This is a genomic window from Phycisphaeraceae bacterium (assembly GCA_020851465.1).
In the GTDB taxonomy this organism is placed as follows: Bacteria; Planctomycetota; Phycisphaerae; order Phycisphaerales; family Phycisphaeraceae; genus JADZCR01.
On record JADZCR010000012.1, the window covers coordinates 26,419 to 44,159 of the forward strand.

The 17,741-nt window shown below is 54.3% G+C and carries 18 protein-coding genes; 8 read left to right on the top strand and 10 right to left on the bottom strand.

The features are described from left to right. Positions 1–106: 106 nt before the first annotated feature. The 4 genes from IT444_11835 to IT444_11850 all read left to right on the top strand — a co-directional run bounded on the left by IT444_11835 (position 107) and on the right by IT444_11850 (position 2,065). Positions 107–514, top strand: coding sequence for a polyketide synthase dehydratase domain-containing protein (locus IT444_11835; protein ID MCC7193462.1), 408 nt, complete (start codon positions 107–109; stop codon positions 512–514). Positions 515–560: 46 nt separating this feature from the next. After that, entirely contained in the window at positions 561–947 is a 387-nt protein-coding gene (locus IT444_11840) for an acyl carrier protein (protein ID MCC7193463.1), read from the top strand. A 77-nt stretch (positions 948–1,024) separates the two neighbouring features. Continuing rightward, positions 1,025–1,543, top strand: coding sequence for a hypothetical protein (locus tag IT444_11845; GenBank protein ID MCC7193464.1), 519 nt, complete (start codon positions 1,025–1,027; stop codon positions 1,541–1,543). A gap of 72 nt (positions 1,544–1,615) precedes the next feature. Next, complete coding sequence (locus IT444_11850) at positions 1,616–2,065, top strand: RbsD/FucU family protein (GenBank protein ID MCC7193465.1); 450 nt, start codon at positions 1,616–1,618, stop codon at positions 2,063–2,065. A 29-nt stretch (positions 2,066–2,094) separates the two neighbouring features. Here the strand turns inward: IT444_11850 and IT444_11855 are convergent, their stop codons facing one another. Both IT444_11855 and IT444_11860 read right to left on the bottom strand, forming a co-directional pair. Beyond that, positions 2,095–2,991, bottom strand: a complete 897-nt coding sequence (locus IT444_11855) for an NAD(P)H-hydrate dehydratase (GenBank protein MCC7193466.1) — start codon at positions 2,989–2,991, stop codon at positions 2,095–2,097. 57 nt (positions 2,992–3,048) lie between these two features. Further along, entirely contained in the window at positions 3,049–4,128 is a 1,080-nt protein-coding gene (locus IT444_11860) for a 3-deoxy-7-phosphoheptulonate synthase (protein ID MCC7193467.1), read from the bottom strand. 339 nt (positions 4,129–4,467) lie between these two features. Between IT444_11860 and aroF the strand changes: the two genes are divergently transcribed. After that, positions 4,468–5,484, top strand: coding sequence for a 3-deoxy-7-phosphoheptulonate synthase (aroF, locus tag IT444_11865; protein MCC7193468.1), 1,017 nt, complete (start codon positions 4,468–4,470; stop codon positions 5,482–5,484). Between the two features lie 58 nt (positions 5,485–5,542). Further along, entirely contained in the window at positions 5,543–6,064 is a 522-nt protein-coding gene (locus IT444_11870) for a hypothetical protein (GenBank protein ID MCC7193469.1), read from the top strand. 44 nt (positions 6,065–6,108) lie between these two features. Here the strand turns inward: IT444_11870 and IT444_11875 are convergent, their stop codons facing one another. From IT444_11875 to IT444_11900, 6 genes are all read right to left on the bottom strand, one after another. Continuing rightward, complete coding sequence (locus tag IT444_11875; GenBank protein MCC7193470.1) at positions 6,109–7,023, bottom strand: UbiA family prenyltransferase; 915 nt, start codon at positions 7,021–7,023, stop codon at positions 6,109–6,111. 44 nt (positions 7,024–7,067) lie between these two features. Then, on the bottom strand, positions 7,068–7,670 hold the full coding sequence (locus IT444_11880) for a UbiX family flavin prenyltransferase (GenBank protein ID MCC7193471.1): 603 nt from the start codon (positions 7,668–7,670) through the stop codon (positions 7,068–7,070). A 72-nt stretch (positions 7,671–7,742) separates the two neighbouring features. Continuing rightward, on the bottom strand, positions 7,743–8,513 hold the full coding sequence (locus tag IT444_11885) for a hypothetical protein (protein MCC7193472.1): 771 nt from the start codon (positions 8,511–8,513) through the stop codon (positions 7,743–7,745). Positions 8,514–8,517: 4 nt separating this feature from the next. Further along, positions 8,518–9,210, bottom strand: coding sequence for a hypothetical protein (locus IT444_11890; GenBank protein ID MCC7193473.1), 693 nt, complete (start codon positions 9,208–9,210; stop codon positions 8,518–8,520). Positions 9,211–9,319: 109 nt separating this feature from the next. Next, positions 9,320–10,297, bottom strand: coding sequence for an AEC family transporter (locus IT444_11895; GenBank protein MCC7193474.1), 978 nt, complete (start codon positions 10,295–10,297; stop codon positions 9,320–9,322). A 134-nt stretch (positions 10,298–10,431) separates the two neighbouring features. Continuing rightward, positions 10,432–11,778: an aspartate kinase gene (locus IT444_11900; protein MCC7193475.1), complete on the bottom strand. Its 1,347-nt coding sequence runs from the start codon at positions 11,776–11,778 to the stop codon at positions 10,432–10,434. 501 nt (positions 11,779–12,279) lie between these two features. Here IT444_11900 and IT444_11905 point away from each other — a divergent pair. Further along, entirely contained in the window at positions 12,280–14,112 is a 1,833-nt protein-coding gene (locus tag IT444_11905; protein MCC7193476.1) for a DNA repair protein RecN, read from the top strand. 75 nt (positions 14,113–14,187) lie between these two features. Here IT444_11905 and IT444_11910 read toward each other — a convergent pair whose 3' ends face one another. After that, complete coding sequence (locus IT444_11910) at positions 14,188–14,991, bottom strand: hypothetical protein (GenBank protein ID MCC7193477.1); 804 nt, start codon at positions 14,989–14,991, stop codon at positions 14,188–14,190. A gap of 106 nt (positions 14,992–15,097) precedes the next feature. On the opposite strand from IT444_11910, the gene IT444_11915 reads away from it, so the two are divergent. Continuing rightward, positions 15,098–16,588, top strand: a complete 1,491-nt coding sequence (locus IT444_11915; protein MCC7193478.1) for an AMP-binding protein — start codon at positions 15,098–15,100, stop codon at positions 16,586–16,588. Between the two features lie 60 nt (positions 16,589–16,648). On the opposite strand, the gene IT444_11920 is transcribed toward IT444_11915, so the two are convergent. Next, a complete protein-coding gene (locus tag IT444_11920) occupies positions 16,649–17,632 on the bottom strand; it encodes a TIM barrel protein (protein ID MCC7193479.1) in 984 nt (327 codons plus the stop codon). Between the last annotated feature and the right edge of the window lie 109 nt (positions 17,633–17,741).

A 17,741-nucleotide genomic window follows, 5' to 3' on the forward strand; every position in this document is an offset into this window, starting at 1 on the left:
CGTTCAGCCATTAGAGTTCCGCGCCCAAACTCCTCCTTACCGATGGTCGCAGGCTTTCGCACTTGTTGCTAAACTCCGCTCTCCTGCGGCTAAGGAAAGGCAGCGATTGCGATTTGAACTCCTTGATCGAATAATTGAACGCTCGTCGGATAAACTCGTGGCGATCAAAAACGTCACCAGTGCAGAGGAGTACCTCGGCGACCATTTCCCCACGTTCCCCGTTCTGCCAGGCGTCATGATGCTCGAAACGCTGGTCCAGGCTGGTCGTGAACTTGTGGGCTCCCCGCGGGATGCTGCCCCGCTGGTAATGACGGAAGTCCGCAACGTCAAATACGCTAACATGGTCCGCCCCGGCCAGACGCTGCGCGTTGAAGTGACGCTGCGTGGCCGGGACGATGCGGGCTTTGACTTTAATGGAATCGGCACCGTCGGCGACCAAGTAGCTGTGCAGGGACGGTTTCGACTCGCACCGCTGACTCATTCGGTGGCGAAGCACGACCAGACTGTCCGATAAAGGCCTCTCAGCCGCGCGTGAAGCACGGCCAACACGGAGATAAACCATGGCGTTAACACACGATGAAGTGCTGGGCAAGGTGCGGAGTGTCCTCGTTGAAGCTCTCGGCGCGGACGAAGACGAAGTAACCCCTGAAGCCACACTCGTAGGCGACCTCGGCGCGGAATCGATCGACTTTCTCGATATTGTCTTCCGTCTCGAAAAAGCCTTTGGCATCAAAGTCGAACAGGGCGAACTCTTCCCGGAAGCAGTCTTCACCGACCCCAAATATGTCGTGGATGAAAAAGTTACCGATGAAGGTCTAGCTGAGCTTCGCAAACGCCTGCCGCACATGAACCTCGACAAGTTCGCTCAGAGTCGCAAGGTCGAGGAATTCCCGCAGATGATTACCGTTGAAGACATCGTGCGGTTTGTCGAGAAGAAGGCGCAGTGAAATTAATTCATCGACTGACAGGTAATCACGAAACACCACGCCAGCAGAGACTATTTTAATCGGCAACCGAGGCTGCCATGCGCTGGATCTGGATCGATCGCATTCTTGAACTGGAAAAAGGCAAGCGATGCGTCGCGATTAAAAACATATCGCTGGCTGAAGAAGTTCTACACGACCATTTTCCAGCGTTGTGTGACACGGACGGCAAGGTCCAACGAGAGGCAATGCCGGTCTTACCGAACCCTCTGATTGTTGAGGGCATGGCACAGACTGCAGGCATTCTCGTTGGCCATGCCTATGACTTCGCCGAAAAAGTGATCCTTGCCAAAATTGGAAAGGCTGTGTTTACCGATGCCGGTTGGCCGGGTTACACCCTGCGATTTTCAGCCACTATCGAACGGATCGATCCCACCGGCGCATCCACAACGGGCATTGTTGAGCGGATCGATCCCGCGACAGGTGCCGTCACACCCTTGGCGACAATTGACCTTATGTTCAGCCATGTCGATCGCAATCGCTCTGGATTGGAGTTTCCCGAACATAATTTCGTCTTTACCGATCAATTTATGAACCTGCTCCGATCAAGTGGGTTTTAACAACCGTTCATCAAATTACGACTACCAAGAGCAAATAAGCTCGCGTTGCAGCGTCAACTCCGAGGTAACGACATGCTCACCACCCGCCTCATCCATCCGCAGATTCTCTCCGCTCTCGCCAGTGCCGGCCACGCATCAAAGGTACTCATCGCTGACGGCAATTACCCCTTCTCCACACGGCTAGGTCCCAAAGCTCAAATTGTTTTTCTCAACCTCATGCCCGGTATCACAACCTGCACGCAGGTACTTGAAGCACTTGTTACTGCTGTGCCCATTGAAGCAGCGCAAGTGATGGAACCGATGCGAGCCGGCCAGTATGCCATGAAAAATGATCCGCCGATCTGGAAAAGTTTCCGGAAGATCCTCGATGGCGCAGGCATCGCTGTACCGCTGGAAAAAGTCGAACGATTCAAGTTCTATGACGTAGCTGGTGCCCCGGACGTGGCTCTGACCATCGCCACGGGAGAGACAGCGGTGTACGCAAACCTATTGCTGACCATCGGCGCGATTGTTCCGAAATAATTTCGCTGCAAAACCGATTCTATCTGTCGTTACTTTCGCGGTTGCATCGTTGCCCATAGATTTCCGGCACGATGATGCTCGAATGCTTTAGGCAGCAGATCCGCCAGGTCCATCGCTCTCATGCCAGCCGCACCATATTCCTGCAACCACAAGTCGGCTGCGAGGCCATGCAGATAGACCGCCAGAACTGCGGCCTCGAACGGGGCCATATTCTGCGCCAGCAGTGCTGCGATAAGCCCCGTGAGAATGTCACCACTGCCCGCCGTCGCCAGAGCCGCATTTCCTGTCGTGTTGAGATAGCCCTTCCGCGGTTGCGGCGAGCAGACAATGGTGCCCTTGCCTTTAAGCACGATCACTGCGTGATGTGCATCAGCGAGCTTTGATGCCGCAACGCTGCGCGTACACGGATCGGTTGGTCTTTCAGAAATTCCAAGCGGTTGAGCCAGGCGGATAAATTCACCCGGATGCGGCGTCATCACCACAGCGGACCCGGTCTCAATACGCGGTTTACCTGTCATGGCCAACAGATTTAATCCATCAGCATCAAGAACCACCGTCCGCTTGCCGCGCAGAATCTCATCAACTAACACTCTTGATAACTTCGACTGCCCCAACCCCGGCCCCAATGCTATGACTGCTCGCATCTGGGGGTCAGCCTCATCAATCAACCGCATCGCTTCTCCGGAGTCAGGCGGCAGTGCGATTCCTGTCGCGCTCGGTTCAATCGTAAGAGCATAAGGCAGGATTTCGGCGATGGTGGCGATCTTCACCAATCCCGCACCACCTCGAAAAGCAGCTCGCGCACACAAGGCCGGCGCGCCGATCATCGTGGTGCTTCCACCAACGACAATCACCATGCCAAATGTTCCCTTATGTGAGTCAGGGGGGCGATCCGGAGCGGCTGGGATGGTTTCCACCGTTTCCATATGAACAGGATAGATCGAAACAATCGCTTTGCAGAAATGTACCGACGGCGAGCAGCCTTAAAAACGAACCGCCTGCTTCTTCGCCCAGCTTGCCGATCCTAGCGTTTCATACGCGGACAGGAGCAACGCCTCCGTCTCTTCCCAGCCTATACACGCATCGGTGATCGATACTCCCGGTTTAAGTTTCGTCAGATCGGCTGTGAGTTTCTGGCAACCTTCATGAAGATTGCTTTCGAGCATCAGCCCTTCAATCGCGTCATTGCCCGCCGCATGCTGGGCGACGACATTATTCCAAACACCAGCCTGCTTACGATGATCCTTTTCGCTGTTGGCGTGGCTGCAATCGACGACGAACCGTGATGACACTCCGGCAGCTTTGAGTTTTTCACCAGCAGTGCGAAGATCCTGTTCAGAATAGTTAGGCCCGCTTCGTCCGCCGCGCAAAATGAGGAAACCAAACGGATTCCCCTTGGTGTTCACAATGCAGGTGTTCCCGTCTGTGTCGATGCCCAGAAAACTATGCGGCATGCGTGCAGCATGCATAGCGTCAATTGCGACCTGAAGATTGCCATCCGTGCCGTTCTTATAACCCACTGGCATCGAAAGGCCGCTGGCCATTTGTCGGTGGGTGGGTGATTCCGTCGTCCGCGCACCGATCGACGCACAGCTAATCAAATCCGCAATGTACTGCGGCGTAATCGGCTCGAGCATTTCCGTTGCTGCGGGTACTCCTAGTTCTGCAATATCAAGCAGCAGTTTCCTTGCTATGCGAAGCCCATTTTCGATGTCGAAAGTATCGTTGAGGTGCGGGTCGTTGATTAACCCCTTCCACCCAACGGTCGTGCGAGGTTTCTCAAAATAGACACGCATGATGATAAAGATGCGGTCCCGCACTTTTTGCGCAACGGCCGCGAGTCGTCGGGCATATTCCAGTCCTGCCGCGGGTTCGTGGATGGAACAGGGACCCACTGTCACCATCAAGCGACGATCTTCATTGCGCAGGATGCGCTTAACAGTCTCCCGTCCATCAATAACAGTGCGTGTTGCTTTCTCGGTCGTCGGAACTTCACCGGCGAGTTGCCGTGGCGAAATCAACCGAACAGTGCTGGCGACGTGGATATCCTGCGTGCGTTGCATGGCGAATCGGTGAGTTTACGTAAGTTATGGCTGTGTTTCAATTATCGGCGATCTTTACATCTGTATTGTGATTAACAGCCGGTTTTCGCGGAATATTCACCTTGCGATTCTTGACTTCCACCATTCCGGTGTCATTATTGCGATACATGGCCACGCACTCGTTCTATTTTGGTTACTTTTGGTTTACCCGGTATCCCCGACTGGCCGCAGCGGGTATGGTCTGAGCGTTTCTGAACCAACGACCACACGAACCCCGAATGCGGCAAACGCATCGGGGTTTTTTATTTTCCGTAAGCTTCGCCTAAATACACAGGACTACTTCATCAGGAGCATTCACCCATGATTGTCGTCATGCAGCCACAAGCTAAAAAAAATGAAATCGAGCACGTTGAGTCGCTGATCCGTGAAATGGGACTCAAACCGCACACCATTCAGGGAACTGATCTGACTGTTGTGGCGGTAATCGGTGACGACCGAAAAAAGGACAAAGGCCAACTCGAACGGGCTCCTGGGGTCGATCGGGTCGTACCTATCCTCGCACCGTACAAGATGGCGGCAAAGGAGAGCCGCAGACAGCGCACTCGCGTTTCACTGGGGCAAGGATGCGTCTTCGGCAGCGCGCAGGTGCCGGTAATCGCCGGTCCTTGCAGTGTCGAAAACCGAGAGCAAATTCTGGACGCAGCCCGAAAGTGTAAGGCTGCTGGTGCCCATGCGCTTCGCGGCGGAGCGTTCAAGCCACGAACTAATCCCTACTCCTTCCAAGGGCTGGGGGAAGAAGGACTCAAACTCCTGGCCGAGGCGCGTGAAGAAACCGGTCTTGAAATCGTCACCGAAGTTCTTACACCCAGCGATGTCGATTTGGTTGCCAAGTACGCTGACTGTCTCCAAATTGGTACGCGGAACAGCCAGAATTTCAAACTCCTCGAAGCCGCAGGAAAAAGCGGAAAGGCGGTGCTCTACAAGCGCGGCATGTCGATGACACTCGATGAATATCTTCAGGCCGCTGAGTACATCCTCGCTGCGGGTAATGACAAGGTACTCCTCTGCGAGCGCGGCATCCGCACCTTCGAAGACCATACACGTAATACGCTCTCGCTCAGTGCCATCCCCGAACTGCACCACCGTACGCATCTGCCGGTCATCATCGATCCGTCTCAAGGAACCGGTCACGCACGACTTGTGCCGGATATGTGTCGCGCTGCTGTCGCGGCTGGGGCAGACGGCTTAATAATTGAAGTTCATCCCGACCCGGAGCACGCAATGACTGACGGTGCCCAATCCATCACGCCGCAGGTGCTGGCCGACTTGATTGTCTCATTGCGGCGGGTCGCCGGTGCTGTAGATCGAATGATGTAAGACTGATTCCCGCTTAATCTCCTCGAAACAATTACTATCTGTACTCAAGAGTATTCTCATGCCACAACTTGTCATCACTGCCGTTGGTCCTGACCGTCCGGGTCTTGTTGAAGATCTGTCAGGATTTCTCACTGAGCTTGGGGTGAATATCGCCGATGCGCGGATGATCAATCTGCGCGGTCGCTTTGCGGTGATTCTCTCCGCCGAAGCGGATGAGGCTGCGCTTAAGCGTATCCGCGAGGGAATGGCTGGACTCACCCAACAGACAAATCTCGAAATTAACGTCACTGCTGAAGGACCTGCGGGCAAAACCTTCACTGGGGTGCCCTTCCGGCTCAAAACCTATTCGATGGATCAACCTGGAATTGTTCACCGTATCACCCACGTCCTTCACCGACATGGTGTGAATATCGAAGAACTCCAGACTCGACTCGAAGCGGGTCCGCATACCGGAACGCCGCTGTTCACGATGGATATTCGCTTAACCGTGCCTCGCGGCGTATCAGTCAAAGCGTTGCGCAGCGAGCTTGAAACTCTTTGCGATTCTCTCAACTGCGACGTTGATCTCGAACCGGATTAAGACGTTCATCATGATGGACCTGCGATCCGTGAACACCTGCTTTTTCAGCGAACAAATCGGATCACATCAATAATTCCAAGGCCCCCCAACACCAGGCTGATCACACCATTGACCGTGAGGAAAGCCATGTTGATGTGATGCGTCTTTGATTTCCATACCAGTGCGTGCTCAATCATCAGCAATCCAATCACGATGACGATGCCGACGAGAAACGCCAGACCGAGCGCGTCGCTCCGTTTGAGCAACACGAGAAGACAGAGCACACTCGCTGCGTGGAGTAGGCGGCTGATCCAGAGAGCTGGCTCGACGCCAAGGCGGGATGGCATGGAAAAAAGGCCTGCATGACGGTCGATCTCCACGTCCTGCAAGGCATAGATCACATCAAAACCGGCAACCCAACACATGACGACACCAGCCAGTAAATAAGGCTCTGGAGTTGCCAGGTATTTGGGATTTACTGCCAGTGATGCAGCCAGCGGGGAGAGTGCCAAGGCCGTTCCAAGAAAGAGGTGGCAGAGCCAGGTGAATCGTTTGGTGAAGCTATAGAGACCAAGCCACGCGAGGACCAGCGGCGAGCAGATGAGCGGCCAGAGATTTTGGTTGATGTAATAAAATCCCGCCGCGGCAAGACAAAGTGCAAACCCGCAACCGACCGCAGCAGCAAGTACAAAGGGGCGCGAGAGTTGTCCGCTCGGAATTGCCCGACGAGCAGTGCGAGGATTCGCAGCATCAAGCCCGGCATCCGCCCATCGGTTGATTGCCATTGCCCACGTGCGGGCAAACACCATACAGAGCACAATCAATCCCAACGTAGCGGCTCGTGGTAATTGGTGATCGAAAGCCGCAGCCAGAAAAGTGCCCAGCAAAGCAAACGGTAAAGCAAACACTGAGTGACTGAGCTTGATATCTCTTGCGAGCAGTGCCGCACGGGAAAGTGGACCTAGCGTTGCCGTGGTCATGGGTTTCGTCTCAAATCACTCGCTTTACGCACAGCGAGAAGCTCTCACTCATCTCCACAAGGCCCTTCCCCCCACCTTACACGGAGCGTGTGCTTGATACCCATCAGGTCCAGCACTCGGCCAACAACGAAATCCGCAATCTCCTCTATTGATCGAGGCAACATATAAAAGCCGGGATTGGCTGGACAAATAATTCCACCCGCTTCAGTCACGCTCGCCATATTTCGGATGTCCACGAGTGATAACGGCATTTCGCGGTGCACGAGCACCAGCTTACGACGTTCCTTGAGCGTTACCTGTGCTGCACGATGCAGTACGTTCTGTGAGGAACCGGTCGCAACGGCTGAGAGCGTATTCGACGAGCATGGGATAATGACCATCCCTTCGTTCTGGAATGAACCGCTGGCAATCACCGCACCGACATCACGGTAGTTATGCACGACGATGCGTGAGGCGGCAGACTCATTGCCTGCCAAGGCCATGAGATTCAGACCTTCCATTCCTAGCTCGTCATGCATCAGCCGTTGGCCCAACGGCGAGACCACCAGATGAACCTCAATATCCGTAGTGCAAAGTAGCGCAACCAGACGTTGGGCGTAAATTGCCCCGCTTGCGCCAGTGATACCAACAATGATGCGTTTTGACATGAAGTATTGAGGGTTTGGGGTGATGGATCGCGTGTTTAACCTGTGAAGCCTAAAGATCTGCTCATTTTATATTCAAGATGGTTTCTTCATCTCCGTCTTTACATGCAGATCGATTCCGTCATCTGTGATGTGATATCCAATCAGTCTAAGCTGCCGCGTGCTATCAAGTTTTGCGATCGGCGAAAAAGACTCACCGCTAAGGAAATCGACCACTCCCTTAATTCCTTTAGCTCGCTCGTCGCCGGAGGCTGACTTACGAACCTGGTTGAGGATTGGCCCTAGTGGCACCGGCAGCAACCCGCCACGTACCCCTTCAAGACGTAGCCGTGCAGAGCCGTCGTCAAAAATATCGATACCGAATTCCACACTTATGATTTGATTGAGTTCAGGAGTATCGTAGCGCGCTCGCAGGACAAGATTTTCTCCCGCAGCCGACAGCATGTAATCCTTGACCTGAGGCGGCAGCTTCAGATTCATGCTTTCATTCCATGTGGGCAATTCATCTGCCAGCCAGACGTTGATCTCCTGAAACGTCAGATGAATGGTGCGATCCTGATTGAGATACGGCTGTTCGGGCGAACCCGGTTGGGCGATATCCGTTGCCTCCGCCACCACGCGGTTGCGCACGGCCTCTGCAATCTGAAGTTTTGCGGCATTGTCCAGAGAGTTCAGATATACCTGATTCCTTACCCAGTCGGAAGGAACACTTTTCCAGAGCCAATAAGCAGTCACGCTACCTGCGACAAGGAATGCGATAGCCGCCAGTAGCACAATCTGGCAGCCCAAGCGGCGCGAACGAGGGGCTTTCGCCGGTGACGAAGATGCTGTCGTAGGCTCACCCATTTATTTATGCACGACTCAGAGCGCGGGCCGCATCGGCGAGCCGCTGATGGATGATTTCGTGATCAGTAATTACCTCGAGACATTGCTCGAGGGCAGCTACTTTCGCCGCACCGGTTAGCTTAGGGCTAATGGCCGCCAGCGCAGCATCACCAAGGCGTTCTGTAGCGTGCACAAACCACGCCCCGGGAGTGTCTGTGGATGTATCAGCGGTTACCTTTATTTCACCGGGATGGAAAAATCGACCAATCCAGTGATGCGGCGGTGCGGGGAGTTTGCAGGAAACTGTCGAACCAGCGAAGGCGCGGATCGTCCAAGTATTGTCAGCGGCATCACTGTCCGCGAATAAGATTTCAAGGTACTTTCGCTCTTGACGAGCACGAGCAGTCAAGGCGATGGCATCCGCAACTGTTGACGGCTTGATCAGAACAATGCTGGCGGAGGTAAGAGATTCAATCTTCGTGCGAATCGCCGGATCGGTTGCACTTACACCCAGAGCAATTACGCCTTCGGCTGCGATAATCCGACGTTGCCTGCGGACTTCCTGGAGAGGCAATAGGACTCTCGCGTAATACTCCCATTCCCCGCGCCGCCGGGCTTCAACCAACGCTTGCAAGCAGAGTGCCTCGCAAGTGAGGTACTCCATTTTCACCAGCGCCTTGCTGGCGTCTTCCATGATGTGATCTAGATTACGGGGCATCACGCGATTCTAGCAGGACGTTCAGATCGTATTTTCACATCAGCCAACGATACGGATCACCGATCTTCAACGTCCAGAGTATTCCTCAGTCAGCCAATCGTTCCACGGTCTATCCGAGCCACCACAAAATGAGTAATAGTGGAACCATCAGGAATATCACCGTATTCCATACCCAGAGCACGCTGGCGAGCCGAGCATCGAGATGAAATAGATTTGCCAGTACCACCATTGACATACCTGTCGGTGCGGTCGCCTCGATCATCGTCGCTCGCTGTGTCAACGTAGAAAGCGGCGAACTGAACACGCCGATCAAATGCAGCATCATAAAACACACGAGAGGGATCATGATGAATTTAATTCCCGCGAGCATTGCGTGTTGAGGCAGATATCGAATCGAATCTCCCAATCGAAGACGCAAACCGATACCGAAATACCCACCCGCGGCACACGCATAGGCGACGATATCCAGCGCGTGGATATCACGAAGCAGTTGCGGGTAAGGCACCTTTGCTGCGGACAATGCGAGGCCGATGGCTCCGGCAAAAAGTCCGATCGAGCGCACGTCAAAGACGCTGCTGACGATCAGACGTGGAATGGATAATTTGTCAGCCTCATCCGAACTGAAATGTTGTGCGACCGGATAAATGAACGGCACCGCGATAATCAACTGGAGCATTGCATACGCTTGAGCAACCGCAAGAGCGGAATCATGGTCCGGTCGAAGCAGGCAGTAACTCAAATAGGCGCCAAGTGTGATACCACCATTACAGATTCCCGCACCTATCGCCATCACACCGATCTGCGGCCTCGTGCATCCGATCCATTTTGCCAGCGGAATCACCGAGTAAGTCGGCACCGCGACAGTCACCGGGACGATCAGGAAAAACCAGAACATTTCTGGTGTAAGCGGTAAAAGCCAGAAACTGAGAATTCCGCTGAATGACCAGAACCAGAGAACAGTATGAAAGTGGATCGGCCGGGCAAGTTCCTCACGTATCCAACCGCGTCGTCGTAAAGTGTAGCCCGATAGCAGCGCAAAGAGACCAAATGCGGTGAACAGGAGAAATCGCAGTGTGCGCGGGTCCATGCAAACAACCTGAATAAAACCCTTAACCGTATGCCACTGAATCCGTTGAAAAGAATCACCCGGCCTGCCTCTTGAGCAGGCTATCCATCAGCAGACCCGGTTTAAATCTGGGAACGGCGTCACTCTACCCGAGTTTACGCCACAAATGCCGTGTAAATTGCTCGCATGGCTTTTTCAAAGTCTGGTGTTTCCACCCCGACAATAATATTGATCTCACTGGATCCCTGGTCGATCATTCGCACGTTCACACCCGCACCCGCCAGAGCGTGAAACAGCTTTGCAGCCGTACCCGGATGCCGTGCCATGCCACGCCCAACGGTGGCGATCAATGCAAGATTTGGAAAAACCTCTATCGAGTCAGGCTTGCACTCAGAGCGAATTTCGTCGAGTACCTTTTCGATCTTGCCGCCAAGCTGTTTATCAGCAATCACCACACTCATGGTGTCGATGCCGCTGGGCATGTGCTCGAAACTGATTCCGTTGGCTTCGAGCACGGTCAACAGGCGACGACCAAAGCCCAGTTCCTGATTCATCAGCGCCTTCTCGATGGCGATGACCGTGAAGTCTTTTTTGCCGGCAATACCGGTGATCTGTCCGGGTGTCCCGCCTGATCCATCTCGTGTTACCGAGGCTGCGTCACGCACAATCAAAGTGCCCGGATCGTCCGGTTTATTTGTGTTGCGGATATTCACGGGAATACCTGCCTGCCGCACGGGGAAAATCGCCTCATCATGCAGCACGGTCGCACCCATATAGGCCAGTTCGCGCAATTCACGATAGGTCACGACCTCAATCGGCTTGGGATTGGGAACAATCCGCGGATCAGCCATGAGCATCCCGGAAACATCCGTCCAATTCTCATAAACATCCGCGCCAGCGCCACGAGCCACGATCGCGCCCGAGACGTCCGATCCGCCTCGCGAAAAAGTCTTCACTTTCCCCTGCGTATCAGTGCCATAAAACCCTGGCACCACTGCACGGTTTGCTTTTTTCAACCGCGCGGAGAGAACCTCCTGAGTACGCTCCGCATCAAACTGACCTGAGCTATTAAAGAAAATCACCTCGGCTGCGTCGATGAACTCGTAACCGAGTAATGCAGCCATGATCAGACCATTGAGGTATTCACCACGGCTTGCAGCGAAATCTGCCGTACCGCCTGTGGTGGAGGTTTCGGAAATCCCTCGCTTTGCCTTGTCGAGATGAGATTGCAGATCAAGCTTCACTCCAAGCTCTCTGGCAATTTCCATGTAGCGTGATGCGATGAGATTAAATACCTCGTCAAACGGCAACTTCTGCTTGGCGTGTTCATGACAGAGGTACAACAGGTCAGTGATTTTCTGATCGCTACTGGTCCGTTTTCCCGGCGCGGAGGGTACGACATAGCGGCGATCTGAATCGGCCTTGATGATGGCTTCGACTTTGCGGAATTGGCTGGCGTCAGCGAGTGAGGTTCCGCCAAACTTGGCGACTTTGATGGCCATGGCAATCTCAGGGTTAAGGTTCTGGTTCGTAGTGGGCGGAACAATTTAGTGGCTTTCATCAGTACCCGCCAGCGCAGAAGCCGTCTGTTCTATACGAATCCGATGATGTCCGATTAACTCACATCCCGCCGATTTAACTCGAATGGCCATGCCGTATATCTTTATTCGACAGGTGGTTACTGGGTTTATCCCAGCTTTGCATGGAAGAGAAAATCACGGCAATTCATACCAAGGGACGGAAATCCGAGTCACGTCCGTACAGATGCCCTCTGCCTGTATTTACCTTTTCTCCGACAGAGGAGTTGACCGCCATAGAGTTCGTCCATCAAGCAGGGACTTGAACTCAAACTAAATGTGCTTGCTGTCCCTGCGTTTGGTTAGAAAGCTGCACGCGCATTGATAGTCGGATACGGTGCAAGGCCAACGGCTGCCCCCCGTAATCCAGCGGCTGTCTATACTCTTCGCCTGGATCATGCGTCGCGGACAGCAACCTCGGTTTACATGAACATGCTTCGCGAATTACACATCTCCAATTTGGCTGTCATAGAAGATGTAGGTATCGAGCTTGGACCTGGATTAAATTGCTTCACAGGTCAGACCGGGGCTGGAAAAAGTTTAATACTCGGTGCCTTCGAGGTGTTGTTGGGACTGCGAAGTATTTCCGGCGGTGTGGCTGATATGCTCCGCCCCGGAACAGATGAAGCGCGGGTTTCAGGACTCTTCGAGCTTTCAGATTCGTCGTTGAGCAGGCAGATCGGCCAGATACTGGACCTTACGCTCGAACAAGGTGATCAACTTTTAATCACACGAAAGTTTTTCGCGTCCGGGCGATCGAGCATCAGCGTCAATGGGCACCCCGCGACAGCACCGATGGTTCGCGCCATCGGGGAATTACTCGTGGACATCCACGGTCAGCATGACCACCAGTACCTCCTCAAGCCATCGAATCAACTATTGATCCTCGATGGCTTCGCCAAAGCAATGGATCTGCGCGAGAAATACGGTGAGTTATATGCGCAGGTGCGTAATCTCGCTCAGCGACGTACGGAGCTAGCAGCCTCTAGAACGCTCCGGCGACAGCAACTGGATCTTTTTGAGTTTCAAGCAGGTGAAATTGATGCCGCGATGCCGGTGGCTGGTGAGTTTGATGAACTCAAAGCCCGCCACTCTCTGCTCGCAAACATGGAGAAGGTGAAGCGAGATGCAGGACATGCGTTCAGCGCGCTCTACGAAGCTGAGGGGTCGATTATCGAGCGGCTGCAAATGGCCAGTCATGTGGTGCTCGATCTGGCAGAATTGGATCCTGCGTTGAAAGATACCGCTGAGCAGATCCGTACCTGTACGCTGATGCTCCAAGATAGCGCATTCGACCTCAACCGTTACACGGAGCGACTCGAACTTGACCCCGCTGAATTGGCGGAGGTAAATGACCGGCTCAATGTTTTGAATCGGCTGATCTCAAAATATGCTGGCTCCGCGCGTGTAAGTGATCCCGTCGCGGAGATCATTGCTTTTCGCGCTCAACTTGGTGAACAAATTACGCAACTTCGCAGCCAGGATGAGGATCTCAAAAGTATTGACGATCAGATTAAAGCCCTGCGGGAGGAGCTAACAACGATCGGTCAGGAGTTGAGCAGCCGTCGTCGGCTGGCAGCGGCGAAAATCAAACCACTGATCGAAGCTCAGCTTCTGGAACTGGGCATGGCTGACGCCTCTCTGGATGTGGAGTTTTTAACGCCGGCGCAGGAAGACACAGAGACTCCGATCCGCACAACGGAATTACCTCCAGCGGCACCTGTGGGTGGTGCCAGCGGGATGGAAACCATCGAGTTGCTCATCCGAACCAATCCGGGGCAACCCGCGAGGCCTCTACGTAAGATCGCTTCAGGCGGTGAGATGTCGCGCATCATGCTTGCGATCAAATCGATACTCGCCCAGAGCGACCGTGTGAGTGTGTTGGTATTTGATGAGATTGATGCCAATATCGGCGGGCGAATGGGTACCGTAATCGGAGAAAAGCTGCGCAAGCTCGCGCATGGATCGTCCAAGGAACGGCCCTCGGGAAAGAGGACTCCAGCACTAGCGAGCAGCTCCTGTCAGCAACAAATCATCTGCATCACCCATCTGCCTCAGATCGCAGCGTATGCCGACCGCCATCTCCGCATCGCCAAATCGGTCGAAGGGAAAGGCAAAGACAAGCAGACGCGCACCACAGTCACGCCACTTGATGGCTCCGCTCGCATCGAAGAATTAGCGGAAATGCTCGCGGGCAAGGATGTAAGCGAGACGACACGAAAGCAGGCCAAAGAACTGCTAACCAGTGCGACCGCGTAATGGTTTAAGACCGACAACGCGCCGCACTTCCCTGCGAGTTTCCTAAGATCGGGCTTCGCTTTGCACCGTGCCGAGTTATGGCTCGGTCAGAGATGTGACCGCAGCAGCAGTCATGCCAAGGTTATCGCGAGCCATCATGGCGGTCGGCCAGCTCGAAAACTGTCCTAGCCACACGAGGTAGCGTTTCTGGCCGGTAGCTGGATCGGCTCCAATTACAATTCGCGGTTTGGTGTACCGAAAAGCTTCTGCCTTCGGTGTGGCCACTTCGGCTGCGCGTAGCGCATTGGATTCGACATCAAACGCACCGATCTGGAGCGTGTAACCGGTCACTTTCAATTGCTCACGCACCCGCTGACGGAATGCGGGATCCTGACTGCCGCTCATAGCCATACTCAACGTCGTACGGGCTTGCGGCCAGCGGCCTTCTTTCTGCTCGGCGACACCCGCATAGAAATAAGCATTGGCTTTATCAGAGCCGGTCAATTTGCCGGCTGCATCATGCAGAGCCTCTGCAGCAAGCCCAAACTTACCTCGTTCCGAATAGAGCAATCCCAGTTGCACTAACGCATCAGCGGACAGCGCGGGATCATGACTGGCGGAAGCAATCTGCAAAAACTCCTGCGCCCGATCGTAATTTCTCATCCGATACGATGACATGCCGACCATATAGGCTGCGTTCTCGCGATCTTCCTGATAATTAGCCGGGTTGTCGTAAACCGCGCGGGCCTCACGATATGAACTGACAAAGTCACCCGACTGGTATGCGCTCTGACTGGCCTGGAGACTATCCGCTCCCGGCGTCTGACAACCCTGCACAAGCAGCAGGCTCATGGACAAACTCAGTACACACATTGCTCGCAGCCAGGTGCTTCGATTCATGGGATCCTCTTTGACGTACGCTGGTGAACTATTCTAATAGCCACACGCTGCCCGAAGCTGCGCAGCCGTTGCCGCGCATATTCGGCATTATGCCCGGAAATTACTCATGAGTCTTGTCGGCTCCATTCTCAAGCATGTCCTGACCAGTCCCCGCCGGGTCGCGGTCGTCGATGACCGCAAGTCCTACACCTACGGCGAGATATTCGGTGGTGCCCTCTTCGTCGCGGAAAAGCTCGATCAGATCACCTCCGCAAAGACCGTCGGCCTGATGCTGCCCACCAGCGGCAGCTTCCCCGTCGCACTGCTGGGGGCATGGCTCTCTAAACGAGTCGCGGTTCCTTACAACTATCTGCTCAACAAGGACGACCTGGCATACGTCATCGGAGACAGCGGTGCGGACACCATCATCACCGTCGGCCCGATGCTCGATTTCATCGGCGGCGCACAAATGTTGCCTGCGGGAATCAAGGTATTACGACTCGACGAAATGGCTTTCAGCGGTATAGCCCCGTTACGCTGGCCGCCTCTCACATCCACTCAAGATCCGGCGGTGATTCTCTACACCTCCGGCACAAGCGGACGCCCTAAAGGCGTTGAACTGACACATGGCAACCTCCTGAGCAATACCCGTGGCGGCATCGAACATGCCCGGATCACTCGTGCAGATACTTTTCTCGGAGTGCTTCCGCAGTTTCACAGCTTTGGATTGACCGCGCTGACACTGATCCCACTGAGTGTCGGAGCCAAGGTCGTTTACACGGCAAGATTTATCCCTCGCAAAGTGGTGAAACTCATCGCCGAGCATCGTCCCGAAGTGATTATGGCTGTGCCCTCCATGTACGGCGCGCTGTTGACGGTCAAAGATGCAGAACGAGACGACTTTAAATCAGTACGGCTGGCGATCAGCGGCGGCGAGGCATTGCCGGATTCGATTTTTCAGGAGTTCCACAATCGTCTCGGGGTGACGTTGCTTGAAGGCTATGGCCTGACGGAAACCTCACCGGTCGCAACATGGTCCACTCCTTACGCGTTTCGTTATCGCAGCGTTGGTACGCCGCTGCGTAATATTGAAGTTCTCATTGTGGACGAGCAGGATCAGCCCCTTGCACCGGGTTGTGAAGGGGAAATTCTGATCTCCGGCCCCAACATCATGCGCGGCTATCACAAGATGCCAGCCGAAACCGCAACGGTCGTTCTGAACCGTAAAGTGGCTGGGTACAAAAATAGCCGTTGGTTTCGCACGGGTGACCTCGGCCATGTCGATCCGGATGGGTTTCTGTTTATCACTGGACGGAAAAAAGACATGCTCAAGGTCGCCGGCGAAATGGTAATCCCCCGAGAGATCGAGGAATGTCTCGGAAAGCATCTGACAGTGAAAGCTGCTGCGGTAATCGGCAGGAAAGACGACATCCGTGGCGAGGTGCCGGTGGCGTTTGTCGAAATGAAGGAAGGCGAGACGTTCAACGAAAAGGTTCTGCGCGAATGGTGCCGTGAAAATTTAGCGGCGTTTAAAGTACCTCGAGATATACGACACATCGAGGCACTGCCACGAAATCCAACGGGAAAGATTTTAAGGCGTGAGCTGAAGGCTGATTGATCAAACCCTTTCGTCAGCCTTCATCCAACGAATTTCGTCGCAATGGGCTGGTGACTGAAATTAACCCCAGGGCTTCAAATCGCTCGGCTCATCCACTTTCATCGTAATTCCCTGCGCGCCCGCATCCGCATACCGCGCCATCGCACGCCAGAGCGGCACCAGGCTCGCATCTTGTGTCAGGGAATCGACGACGGTCTGGTACGGCCCTGTCTCACCGCTGATCGTACGGGAACTCAACCCCTGCGCCAGCGAGGGCTTCATGAGCTGGAATAGTTGCCAAGTCATACCCTTGGCAGCCCAATCCTCTTTGGGATTGGGTACCGGAGCGGAGAGATCACCATACAACCGCGCGATGCGCGCATGAGTGTGACCCAGTTGATTTTGGATTCTGCTGACATGCTTACCTTTGAGGAAGCCTCGTGAGAGGAAGTGAGACATGTCACCGTTAAGCTCACATGAGCACATCTCAAGAATCCTGCAGAGCGCAGCGGGATCTTCGGTGATGCGGTCCACATGGACCTCCAGATAGAAATTCAGACCGAGCTTCCATGCCTCGTCCCGCAGCTTCGCGACTGTCTCAGCGCACCACTTGAGGTAGTCCTCATCATCCCGATAGGCTCCGGCGGTGTTGTAGTAATCCGGGTGTATTTCGTATTGGAAACTCGCAAATTCGCCGCCGAGGTCTTGGATGGACTTCATGTCATCCACGACCGGCCCCAACCAGCCGAGCTTTCGTAGTTGCGTGTCGCCCAGGTGAAGTGTCGCACCAAAGACTCGCAAATCAGCCTTATCAACCTCACGTCGCGCTTTACGTGCCAACACTGAGCCTGCATCACCAGGGAAAAACCGCCCAAAGCTGCCGGGGGCAAACTCCAGTCCCTCGTACCCGGAAGCCTTCAAAAATCCCAGAAGCGCACCAAGTGTGCTGTTGCGAGGATCGCCGCCACCCATCATGGTCGGCCACGCAGCGATTGCCACGCGGTGTGGACGAGCTTCAGGTGCAAGTCGCTGATCCCCCAGAACCTTGTTGTAACCCAGCGGCATCGCATACTCCTCAATTGATGACGGTATCGTAGGACGACCTCGGCGCACATGAAGCGCCGAGCCGTTGAGCATATCGGAACAGTGCAACCGTGAATTGAGCTTCCAGGCG